At 67.9% G+C, this 11,344-nt stretch carries 8 protein-coding genes; 2 read left to right on the top strand and 6 right to left on the bottom strand.

All coding sequences use genetic code 11. From position 1 onward, the window contains the following. Both VI238_RS12370 and VI238_RS12365 read right to left on the bottom strand, forming a co-directional pair. A partial coding sequence (locus VI238_RS12370; protein WP_331651783.1) for a putative peptide modification system cyclase occupies positions 1–1,388 on the bottom strand: 1,388 nt, incomplete at its 3' end. A gap of 139 nt (positions 1,389–1,527) precedes the next feature. Next, positions 1,528–2,697, bottom strand: a complete 1,170-nt coding sequence (locus VI238_RS12365) for a putative peptide maturation dehydrogenase (protein WP_331651781.1) — start codon at positions 2,695–2,697, stop codon at positions 1,528–1,530. A gap of 183 nt (positions 2,698–2,880) precedes the next feature. On the opposite strand from VI238_RS12365, the gene VI238_RS12360 reads away from it, so the two are divergent. Beyond that, the gene (locus VI238_RS12360; RefSeq protein WP_331651779.1) at positions 2,881–3,153 is read left to right on the top strand and encodes an NHLP-related RiPP peptide; all 273 of its coding nucleotides are present in this window, start codon (positions 2,881–2,883) and stop codon (positions 3,151–3,153) included. A gap of 59 nt (positions 3,154–3,212) precedes the next feature. Here the strand turns inward: VI238_RS12360 and VI238_RS12355 are convergent, their stop codons facing one another. The 4 genes from VI238_RS12355 to aceB form a co-directional block, all read right to left on the bottom strand. Next, the gene (locus VI238_RS12355) at positions 3,213–5,828 is read right to left on the bottom strand and encodes a putative peptide modification system cyclase (RefSeq protein WP_331651777.1); all 2,616 of its coding nucleotides are present in this window, start codon (positions 5,826–5,828) and stop codon (positions 3,213–3,215) included. A gap of 114 nt (positions 5,829–5,942) precedes the next feature. Beyond that, positions 5,943–6,998 carry a GGDEF domain-containing protein gene (locus VI238_RS12350; protein WP_331651775.1) on the bottom strand — a complete coding sequence of 352 codons (1,056 nt, stop codon included), beginning with the start codon at positions 6,996–6,998 and terminating at the stop codon, positions 5,943–5,945. Positions 6,999–7,473: 475 nt separating this feature from the next. Further along, positions 7,474–8,778 (bottom strand): isocitrate lyase, encoded by a 1,305-nt coding sequence (aceA, locus tag VI238_RS12345; protein WP_331651773.1) that lies wholly within the window; start codon positions 8,776–8,778, stop codon positions 7,474–7,476. 73 nt (positions 8,779–8,851) lie between these two features. Continuing rightward, the gene (aceB, locus tag VI238_RS12340) at positions 8,852–10,471 is read right to left on the bottom strand and encodes a malate synthase A (RefSeq protein ID WP_414650062.1); all 1,620 of its coding nucleotides are present in this window, start codon (positions 10,469–10,471) and stop codon (positions 8,852–8,854) included. A 120-nt stretch (positions 10,472–10,591) separates the two neighbouring features. Here aceB and VI238_RS12335 point away from each other — a divergent pair. Continuing rightward, positions 10,592–11,344: LysR family transcriptional regulator (locus tag VI238_RS12335; RefSeq protein ID WP_331651771.1), on the top strand; the 753-nt coding region annotated here is incomplete at its 3' end.

Raw genomic sequence — 11,344 nt, 5'->3', positions numbered from 1 at the left:
AGGTAGGCATATTGCATCGTGCTCAGGCGCGTCCATGCCAGCGCAAACTTCGGATCGAGCCTCAGCGCCTCCTTGAGCAACACGATCGCGTCGTTGATCTTGCCCTTGCCGTATTCTTCCTCGGCCTTGCCGAGCGCGCGCAGCGCGTCGAGGTTGCCGGTGGTGATCTGTGCGAGCGGCTTGGACGCCTCGCTCACCGAGGCGAGCGATTCGCCGAGGCGCCCGCGCATCTTGCGCAGCAGCTCGTCCATGCGCGGCAGCATCGACTCTTCGCCGTCGGCGTCGACCGAGTCGCTGTACACCGAGGTTTGGGTGTGCGGATCGACGACTTCGGCGGTCATGCGCACGCGGCCTCCGATCTCGGCGACGGTCGGCAGCACGAGTGCGCGTGCGCCCTCGCGCAATGCGATCTCCGAACCGACCGCGCGATCGATGGCCGTGCCGCCCGGGTCGCGTTCCATGCGCTTGAGTGCGTCGCGTACCTGCAGTTGCGGTACGACGTTGACGTAGCGCGACTGTTCGAGGCCGACGCGGAATGCGGCCTCGAGCGAGTCGTCGAAGACCTGGTGGCCGGTGAGGTTCTTGAGGCTGCCGACGACGACCCAGTCGCGATTGGCGAATGCAATCGCCGGCGCGGGCTTGAGGAAATACCAGGCCGGCACCGCGATGAGCACGAGCAACGCGAGGATCTCGCCGACGATCGCCACGGGGCGGCGCCAGACCGGCATCTCGCGATGCGCCTTGCCGGTCCATGCCGGCGCGCGCAGCGGTGCGATGCCTTCCTCGCCGACCTCGAACACGGGCACGAGGTCGGGCACGCCCTTGAAACGGTAGCGCCCGTGCGTGCGCCAGCGCACCCGCGCGAGCTTTTCGCCGAGCTCGCCTTGCGCACGGTGTGCGATGTCGTAGGCGGTGCCCGACATCAGGATCTGGCGCGGCAGCGCGAGACCCATGAGGCGCGCCGCGATCGGCTTGACGAGGCCTTCGACCTCGGTCTGCTTGGCGCCGCGACGCACGTCGTCGGCGTCGTTGTCCCAGACGACGATGTCGCCGACGTGGATGCCGATGCGCGCGGCGAGCTCGATCTTTTCCTGCGCGCCGAGGTCGCCGAGTTCGCGCTGGTAGGCGAGCGCGTAGGCGACCGCCTGGATCGGCCGCTCGAACACGAGCAGGAAGCCGTCGGTCTTGTCGATCTCGCGGCCGCCGAACTGCTGCATGAGCGTGCGGGCGAGACGATCGTGCTTGCGGATCAGGTCGGCGGCGCGCTGGTCGCCGAGGCGCTCGACGAGCGCGGTCGAATCGACGAGGTCGCTGAGCACGAGCGTGCGCAGCACCGACGTCGTGCTGCCGGCGATTCCGTCGATCCGCGCTGACTCGTCAGCAGTCACCCTGTCTGCCGCCCCTCTGCTGCATTCGCACCATTTTGCGCCCGTTCCGCGCCGGATGGCCAGCGTTGCGCACGTAAACGGTTACCGCCGCTGCTTCGCCGGATCGATGCGCCTGCCGGGCTGGCGGCCTGCCGACCGTCTACGTGGCCGGCCAGACTGCGTGGAGCGGATCGAATTCCATCTCGTTGCGTTCCGCTCCGCGCAGGCCGAACCCGGTCACGGCGAGCGGACTTTCCTCCAAAGGATCGAGATCGAACGCCTGCTCGATGTCGACTTCGTTCACCGCCGCCGTAATGAACGCGCCAAGACCGAGTTCCGTCGCCGCAAGATACATCGTCTGCGACAGGTGTCCGACGTCGAGGATCAGCGCGCGGTGCGCCTTGGGATGCCTGCGGTACTTCCAGAACGTGCGGGCAAAACGGCTCGTCGGCACGACCATCACGTGGGCATCGACGAACCAGGCCTGCGCCGCGACGAAGCGGCGCGCGAGCGCGGCGGCTTCTTCGGCGTCGACCAGGCGCAGCGGCTCCAGGGCGTGGTCGACCGGATGGTAGTGGTACAGGCCCGGCGCCACGCCGTCGACGCGTTGCACGAGCAGGTAGGCTTCGGTCGGATGGAGCCCGCCCGCGGACGGCACTCCCTTCTTCAACAGGTGCACGCCCGGTGCGTACTCGTCCACCGCACGCGCGCCGTAGGTGCGATACAGCACGGACGAGAACTGCGCCAGCGACAGCGCACGCGTGCGATCGAAGTTGCGGCACGTGACCCGTCGGTCGAGCAGCGCGTCGAGTGCGGTCGGCGCCTGCCGCTCGAGCGACACGCGTTCGTCCGGCCGGCAGCGTTCGCGCACGACCGGCGGCGCTTCGCCGAGATGGTCGACGAGCGCCGAACGCGTGTTTTCGGCGAGATCGCGTCCGGCCTGCTCGACGTCGACGCCCTGCCAGCGCGAAGCGTAGTGCGCCGCAGCCGCGAGCGGACGCCAGTGCGCGGCCCGGACGACGCGATCGCGTCGGTCGGCGTCGCTGCCTTCGGCGACAAGTACGTCCTTGGTCCTGAGGGAAGCGAGCAGGGCCGGCGCGTGGAGCTGCGCGAGTTCGTCTTCCGTGCTCCACTCGGCCGAGGACACTGCGAGCGCGAGTGCGGCTTCGTCCGCGGAGAGTTCGACCTCTACCGCAGGCGCGTGGGGCACGATCGCGACGAGGTCGACCACGTGTCGCACGCCGCTGGCACCGCCCGCGAGCAAGGACAGGTCGAAGCTGAGCCGCTCACGCGGCTCGATCACCAGATGAGCACAGCGGCGCAGACGCATGCGTAAGGTGGGCGACCTGGAAGGTGGCGATTGTAGTCCGCGACCCGGCTCCGGTCGCCCGGTCGACCACGCGCGCCGGGCCGGATCGTTGCGGAGCGGAAGAGGGTTGGCATAGAGTGTGCTTTAGTCGCATTGGATTGTTAGCGGCACTGGTTCTCGACACTTTGACAGGGGGAATAAGTTATGAGTGACGCAACGTTGACCAAGGCACAGGGGCTGCTCTTGCTGCGCGAACTGGCGACCAATGAGGCCTTCCGCCTGCGCTACGAGGAGAAGCCGGCGGCGGCACTGACGGAAATCGGCGTGCCGCACGAAACCATCGTCAACCTGCCCGCAGCCTGCCTGGCGTCGTGCAAGCTCGCGGGTGCCGCGGAAATGGAGGCGGCGCTGAAGGAGCTGCAGGCCGACGCGGTCGGGCGGTACCTGACCATGCATCCGCCGCAGGCAAAGATCTGACCGCCGAACACGGACGATATCGTTGCGGTGCCGGAGCACCTGCGCCGACCTCGACGGGTTCAATGCGATGACGCGTCCAGAGCGGCGATTCGCGCGCGCACGCCCTGCGCAGGGGCGGGCCATGCCTGCCTGAATTCCGACAGCGACCGCTGCGCGGCGGTCGCGTCGCCGCTTTGCGCATGGAGTTCGGCGGCGCGCAACAAGGCGAGGTCCGACTGGCCGACGTAGAACGCGGTGAGCAACCAGTTGGAGTTGTATTCCGTGTAGGCGCGACCGCGATGCGTCGACAGCCAGTTCGCTTGAATGATCGCGGATTTCGCATCGCCGGCTGCGGCATAGGCGTCCATCAGCACGATGTGCGCGAGATAGGGCTCGTCACCGTCGATCATCGGCTCGATCAGCTTCGTCGCGGCCGCCGGCTTGCCTTGGGCAATCGCGACCTGCGCATCGACGAGCTTCTTCATCGCCGAAAGCATCGGGAAGCCTTCCACCGACTCGACCTTCGTCGCGAGCGCGAGGTCGACGTCCTTCTGGCGCGCGGCAAGATACGCGACCACCAGTTGCCGGAAATCCGCATCGAATCGGTCGAATCCGACCGGACGGCTGCGCGTCGACGGCCGCAGGCGCGTGCGCAGGTCCGCCGCGGGCACCGGCCCGAGCAATGCCGCGGCGGAGAGCCGAATGACGTCCAGCGCTTCCTGTTCCTGCGAGGCGGCCTCGACGCCCTTGCTGGCGGCGGCCAGGACGTCGACGGCTTCCTCGACCCGACCCTGATCCAGCGCGAACAGCGCTCGCCGCCGTTCACGACCGGAATCCATGCCGGCGACGCCCGAATCACGACTTCGCCGGATGATTTCGTCCGCTTCCGTGAACTTGCGCCGGACCGCGAGGGCGACCGCATGGAATCCGGTGTCGGCAAATCCGTTCTCTTCCGCGCGGCCGAACTGGCGCAGCGCGTCGTCGTAGCGTTCCATGCCGAGATAGAGGACGCCGAGCAGGTAGAAGCCGAGCGATCGATACGTATTGGGTGAATCGAGACTCTTCTCGATCACTCCGATCGCTTCGGCATAGCGGTTGTGCTGCTGCCACAGCAGGTATGCGTACATACCCTGCCCCGACGAGAAATCCGGATACATCGTGGACAGCAGGCGCCATTTCTGCAGCGACGTCGCCGGCGCGACCAGGCTCGCGTGCCAGGCTTCCAGATACGTCGCGTCGCGGACCGGAAGGCGATCCTTCATCGTGACCGCGGCGTCGAGTTCCTTCTCCGCCGCCGCGTTGTCGCCGGCGCCGAAATAGGTGCGCGCGATGGCGACGCGCGCGAAGGCGAACTGCGCATCGAGTTTGACCGCTTGGCGGTACAACGCGAGCGCGTCGCCGTAGTCGCCCGCGTTCTCCTTCTGCATGCCCAGCGTGTACGCCTTCAATGCATCGAGATCGTCGGTGGCGACCTTTTCCAGCGGACTCGACGTCTCCCTGACGGCGACGACGGCTTCGCCGAGGCGAACGCGAAGTTTCTGGTTCACCTGGTCGAGCGAGGGCAAGACCGAATCCTCGCCGACACCGTCGACCGATTCGGAATACACCGTCGTGAGCGTCTGCGGATCGACGACTTCGACGGTCACGCGCACGCGGCCGCCGACTTCGGCGATCGTCGGCAGGATCAGTGCGCGCGCGCCGTCGCGCAACGCAATTTCAGCGCCGACCGTTCGGTCGATCGGGGTATGCTTCGGATCCCGCCGCATCAAGGCGACGGTCTCCCGGACCTTGAGCGTGGAGAGCACGTTGACGTAACGCGATTGCTCGAGGCTGATGCGGAACGCGGTATCGACCGACTCGTCCAGACGCGTGTCGCCGGTGAGGTTGTTCAGGTCGCCGACGACGACCCAGTCGCGGTTGGCGAATGCGATCGCCGGGTTAGGCTTGAACACGTACCACGCGGGTATCGCGAGTACGAGCAGCAACGCGGCGAGCTCGATGCCCAGCGTCGCGGGCCGGCGCCAGAAGGGCACTTCGCGGTGCGCCTTGCCCGACCACGGGGGCGCCCTCAGCGGCGCGAAGCCTTCTTCGCCGACCTCGAACACGGGGATCGGATCGGGCACGCCCTTGAAGCGGTAGCGACCGTGCGTGCGCCAGCGGACGGTCTCCAGGCGCTCGCCGAGTTCGCCCTGGGCGCGGTGCGCGAGCGCATGCGCGACGCCGGAAAGCAGGATCTGGTTCGGCAGTGCGAGCTGCATCAGGCGGGACGTGATCGGCTTGACGAGGCCCTCCACCTCGATCGGCTTGGCGCCACGCGCGATGTCCTCGGGGCTGTTGTCCCAAGCGACGACGTCGCCGACGTGGATGCCGACGCGCGTTGCGAGCGTGCTGCCTTCCGCTTCGTTGAGGTCGCGCAAGGCGCGCTGGTAGTCGAGCGCGAACGCGACCGCCTGCACCGGCCGCTCGAACATGAGCAGGAAACCGTCGGTCTTGTCGATCTCGCGGCCGCCATGCGCCTGCAGCAGTGCGCGCGCGAGGCGATCGTGCTTGCGGAACAGGTCCGCTGCACGCTGGTCGCCGAGGCGCTGCGTCAACGCCGTCGAGTCGACGATGTCGCACAGCACGAGCGTGCGCAGCAGCGGGATCGCTGCGGCTTGCGGTGTCGGTGCGGGCGACGGGTTGAGCAATGCGTTCATGCCTGACTGCCTTGCGGCGCGCCGTGCTGGCCGCGCGTCCTGGACCGGTGCGACCCGGCATGCACCGCATGCGCGCTCTTGCGCGGTCGCTCCCGCGTGCGGAAAGCCCTCGTGTCAGACGACGCAGCGCACGCCGCCGGGGACCGCCACGTGATAGCCGTCGCCGCCGCGGCCTTTCGCTTCGTACAGGGCGGCGTCGGCATCGCTGTACCAGACGGCCCAGTCGGCGTGTTCGCCGCAGAGGCTGCCGCCGACGCTGACGGTGATGGCGAGGCTGTCCTTGCAGCCGGGAAAACGCAGTGCGCGCACCGCGCTGATGATCTGGGTCGCGCGCGCACAGAGTTCTTCTTCGCCGGTGACCTGCATGAGCAACGCGAATTCGTCGCCCCCGAGGCGGCACGGCACGTCGACCGAAGACGCCGCGTTCTGCACTTCTTCGGCGATCGCGCGCAACACCTGGTCGCCGACGAGGTGGCCGCAGCGATCGTTGATCTGCTTGAAACGGTCGAGATCGACGAGCAGCAGCGCGAGCACGGTGCCGGGCAGGCGATGCTCGCCGAGCCGCTCGAGGAACATGTAGAGGCCGCGCCGGTTGCACAGGCCCGAAAGTTCGTCGGTCTGCACGAGGCGCTGCGCGGTCGAGAGCTGGGTGCGTGTCTGGCGCAGCGAATCGAGCGTGACCATGAGGTCTTCGTTGCGGCGCTTCAGGCTCTGGATGAGCTGCTGCTCGCTCGCGACGAGGTACGAGAACGACCGCCGCATGAACTGCGCGAGCAGGCGCGGCTCGGTCGCGATGAGGTGCTCGAAGGTCTCCTGGTCGACGATGCGCAGGGTCGCCGGCCCGAACGCGACCGCGTTGGCCACGCGCGTATGGCTGCCGATGAACAGCACGAGCTCGCCGAAGAACTCGCGCGCGCCGATGAGCTTGTCGGGCAGGCCGTCGCCGAATTCGAGCTGCACCTGGCCGGCTTCGACGATGAACATGCTGCGACCGAGCTCGCCGCGGCGGAAGATGACCTCGCCCTGGCTCACCTCGCGCGCGATGCCGACCCGCGCGAACAGCGCGAATTCCTCTTCGGACAACTGACGGGGCAACAGCGACGGGCGCAGCGGGGTCGCGGACAGCGTGCGCGCGAGTTCGCTGGTCGACTCAACCTTGTCGCTGGACACTCGAACCTCCCCTCGGGGCCCGACCAATGGCGGGATGGTACCCCATGTCGAGAGTCGGCTGGCATGGAGTGACACGGAGTGTCGTAAGAAAACAGCTATTCCGACTGTGAGCCAAGCGCCCGTCACGTGTGCGAGGCAGGTTGCGGACGCTGCGAGAGCATGGCGCGGGCCGCAGAGCGGCGCGGCGGCGCGTCTTCGCGCCGTCACGGCGTGCCGGCAGACTCGCCCGGGTTTGGCCCGGCTCTTGCTTTGCTAGACCTGCCAGCCGCCCTGGCTCCCGGCCGCGTCCTTGCGGCAATCCAGGGCACGGCCGGCATCGGAACGGCTCGACCCGGGGCACTCCCCAGCTGCCCGGGTCCCTCTCTCCCGGCCGTTCCGATGCCGGTCGGCTGCACCTTCCGGCCCTCTCTTCCGGAACATGAAGCCCGCCGCTCTCCCCGCGGCGGTCTTCGTGTGCCTGTTCGCAAGCCCGAGGTCAGGCCGCCGCGCGCGGCGCTGCGCCGTGGAACTGCTCCTCCTCGGTCGAGCCCGCGAGCGCCGTGGTCGAGGACAACCCCTGCTGGATCGCCTGGGTGACCGCGTCGAAGTAGCCGGTGCCGACCTCGCGCTGGTGCTTGACCGCCGTGAAGCCGCGTTCGGCCGACGCGAACTCGGCCTCCTGCAGTTCGACGAACGCGCTCATCTGCCGCCGCGCGTAGCCGTGCGCGAGGTTGAACATCGAGTAATTGAGCGCATGGAAGCCCGCCAAGGTGATGAACTGGAAGCGGTAGCCCATCGCGGCGAGTTCCTTCTGGAACTTCGCGATCGTCGCGTCGTCGAGGTTCTTCTTCCAGTTGAAGCTCGGGCTGCAGTTGTACGCGAGCAGCTTGCCGGGATACTTCGCGTGGATCGCCTCCGCGAACGCGCGCGCGAAGGCGAGATCGGGCTTGCCCGTCTCGCACCAGACGAGGTCCGCATACGGCGCGTATGCAAGACCGCGGCTGACCGCCTGGTCGAGGCCCTTGCGCGTCTTGTAGAAGCCTTCGACCGTGCGCTCGCCGGTCGTGAACGGCTTGTCGTTGTCGTCGATGTCGGACGTGATGAGATCGGCCGCTTCGGCGTCGGTGCGTGCGACGAGCAGGGTCGGCACGCCGCACACGTCGGCGGCGAGACGCGCGGCGTTGAGCTTCTCGACCGCTTCGCGCGTCGGCACGAGCACCTTGCCACCCATGTGGCCGCATTTCTTGACCGAGGCGAGCTGGTCCTCGAAGTGGACACCCGCGGCGCCGGCTTCGATCATCGCCTTCATGAGTTCGAACGCGTTGAGCACGCCGCCGAAGCCGGCCTCGGCGTCGGCGACGATCGGCTGCAGGTAATCGACGCCGTCATTGCCCTCCGCGTGGGCGATCTGGTCGGCGCGCAGCAGGGTGTTGTTGATGCGCTTGACGACCATCGGCACCGAATTGGCCGGGTAGAGCGACTGGTCCGGATACATTTCGCCGGCGACGTTCGCGTCGGCCGCGACCTGCCAGCCGGACAGGTAGATCGCCTTGAGGCCCGCCTTGACCTGCTGCATCGCCTGGTTGCCGGTGAGCGCGCCGAGCGCGTTGACGAAGGGTTCCTTGTGCAGCGAATTCCACAACTTCTCCGCTCCGAGGCGCGCGAGCGAATGCTCGACGGCGACGGTGCCGCGCAGGCGCACGACATCCGCGGCGGTGTAGTTGCGCCTGACGCCCTGCCAGCGCGGGTTGTTGCTCCAGTCCAGGTCGATCTGTTCGGCGGTCGGCATTTGCGTCTTCATGGCATACCTCGGTGGGTGAAGCGGGCTTGCGATGGGAGGGGTGCGGCCGGGAACGGCCGCGTCGCGCTTGCGGTCAAGAGCGGTCGCGCAGCAGGTCGTACGCCTCGAGGGTCAGGAACTCGGCCAGCGCGTCGGCGCGCGTGAGGCGGGCAAGCAGGGTTCCGGCTTCGGCGACGCGCGACGGGCCGGGCATCGCGGTCGCGGCGAGCAGCGCGCGCGCCTTTTCCAGCGAGGCGTCGAATGCCGCGAGGTCGATCGGCGCGCCGTCGTCGAAGGCGAGCGGCGCGGCGTTGCCGCCGTCGGCATGATGCAGCCACTGCCACAGCTGCGCGCGCGAGATTTCCGCGGTCGCGGCGTCTTCCATCAGGTGATGGATCGGCACGCAACCCTGGCCGTCGATCCACGCGGCGAGATAGCGCAGGCAGATCTCGACGTTGGCATCGAAGCCCGCGCGCGTGATCGTGCCGCTGCTCGGCGCAAGCAACGCGTCGCGGTCGGCGACGACGTCCGCGCGCACGACGTGCAGCTGGTTCGGCGTCGGCATGTGGGCGTCGAATACCTCGCGCGCGACCGCGACGAGCGCCGGATGGGCGACCCAGGTGCCGTCGTGCCCGGCGGTGACCTCGCGCAGCTTGTCCGCGCGCACCTTCGCCAGCGCGGCGGCATTCGCCGCGGCGTCGTGGTTGATCGGGATCTGCGCGGCCATGCCGCCCATGGCGAAGGCGCCGCGCCGATGGCAGGTGCGGATCAGGAGTTCGGAGTAGTGCCGCAGGAACGGCACGGTCATGAGCACCTGGCCGCGCTCGGGCAGGACGCGATCGCGGTGCGCGCGCAGCGTCTTGATGTACGAAAAGATGTAGTCCCAGCGTCCGCAGTTGAGGCCGGTGATCCGCGAACGCAGCGCGTGCAGGATCTCGTCCATCTCGAACACGGCCGGCAGGGTCTCGATCAGCACGGTCGCCTTCATCGCGCCGTGAGGGAGACCGAGCACGGCCTCGGCGTGGTCCATGACGTCGTTCCACAACGCCGCTTCGCGATGGCTTTCGATCTTCGGCAGGTAGAAGTACGGGCCACGATCGCGTGCATACAGCGCGATCGCGTTGTGATACGCGAACAGGCCGAAGTCGAAGAGGGCGCCTGAAATCGCTTCGCCGCGGATCTCCAGGTGGCGCTCGGGCAGGTGCCAGCCGCGGGGTCGCACGACGAGCACCGCGGGATCGGAGCCGACTGCATACACGCGACCGTCCGGCGACCGGTAGTCGATCGTGCCCATGACCGCATCGCGAAGGTTGAGCTGGCCATCGAGGAGGTTCGTGAACGTCGGCGCGGTCGAGTCCTCGAAATCGGCCATGAACACGTTCGCGCCCGAGTTCAGCGCATTGATGATCATCTTGCGGTCGACCGGCCCCGTGATCTCTACGCGCCGGTCCTGCAACGCGGTCGGGATCGGCGCGACACGCCAGTCGGCATCGCGGATCGCCTGCGTCTCGGGCAGGAAGTCGGGCAGTTCGCCGCCGTCGAAGCGCGCCTGGCGCTCCCGGCGCGCGGCGAGCAGCGCGCGTCGGCGCGCATCGAACCGTTCATGAAGGTCGGTCAGCCACGCGACTGCGCCGGCATCGAGCACGGCGGCGTGGCGCGGGTCGAGCGCGTCCCGGAGTCGGGCCTGGGGTAGATGGTTCACCGCTGCGTTCACGGGTCGATCTCGTTGTGCGGTGCGCAAAGCCTAGGCTCGGCGCACCGGCTTTGACAAACCAGACGTTTCAATGCGATACATTGACAAAATCAAATGTCGAGCAAGTCTCTGACTCCGCACATGAAGCAGGGAAATGGCAGCAGCCGGGACCGAACGCGCAGTGCGCGCAAGCCCGAACGGCGCTCGAGCGCCCGCACAGGTCGGGGCGAGGGCACGGCACAACCGCCGCGGTTCTACTACAAGGGCAGCCGCATCAAGCAGTTGCGCGCGTTCTGCATGATCGTGAAACTGGGCACGCTGTCGCGCGCGGCGGAAGCCCTGTTTCTGTCGCAACCGTCGGTCAGCCTGCAGCTGCGCGCGCTCGAACAGGAATTCGGGGCCACGCTCATCGAGCGTCGCCGTCGGCGCGTCGCGCCAACGCGCGAGGGTCAAGCGCTGTACGACCTCGCGCTGCCGCTCGTCGACGGCCTCGACCAGCTCGAACACCGGTTCAACGCGCTGCGTTCGGGCCTTGCCGGCGGCGAACTGCACATCGCCGCCGGCACGTCGACGATCCAGTACCTGCTGCCCGGGTTCGTCGCGGCATTCCGGGAGCAGCATCCGGGCGTGAAGCTCCAGCTGCACAACGTGACCGGTAAGGACGGGCTCGCGCTGCTGCGTTCGGACCAGGTCGATTTCGCGGTCGGCTCGATGCTCGACGTGCCGAACGACCTCAGCTACGAGCCGGTGCATTCCTACGATCCGATGCTGATCACGCCGCTCGACCATCCGCTGGCGAAGCTGCGCGACGTGCGCCTCGAGGATCTTTCGCCGTACGGCCTGATCCTGCCGCCGCAGCGCTTGACGACGTATCGCCTGGTCGACCTCATCTTC

The organism is Dokdonella sp., from assembly GCF_036518555.1.
Lineage (GTDB): Bacteria > Pseudomonadota > Gammaproteobacteria > Xanthomonadales > Rhodanobacteraceae > Dokdonella_A.
The sequence above is the reverse complement of the archived record's forward strand: the minus strand, read 5'-3'. Positions and strand labels throughout refer to the sequence as shown.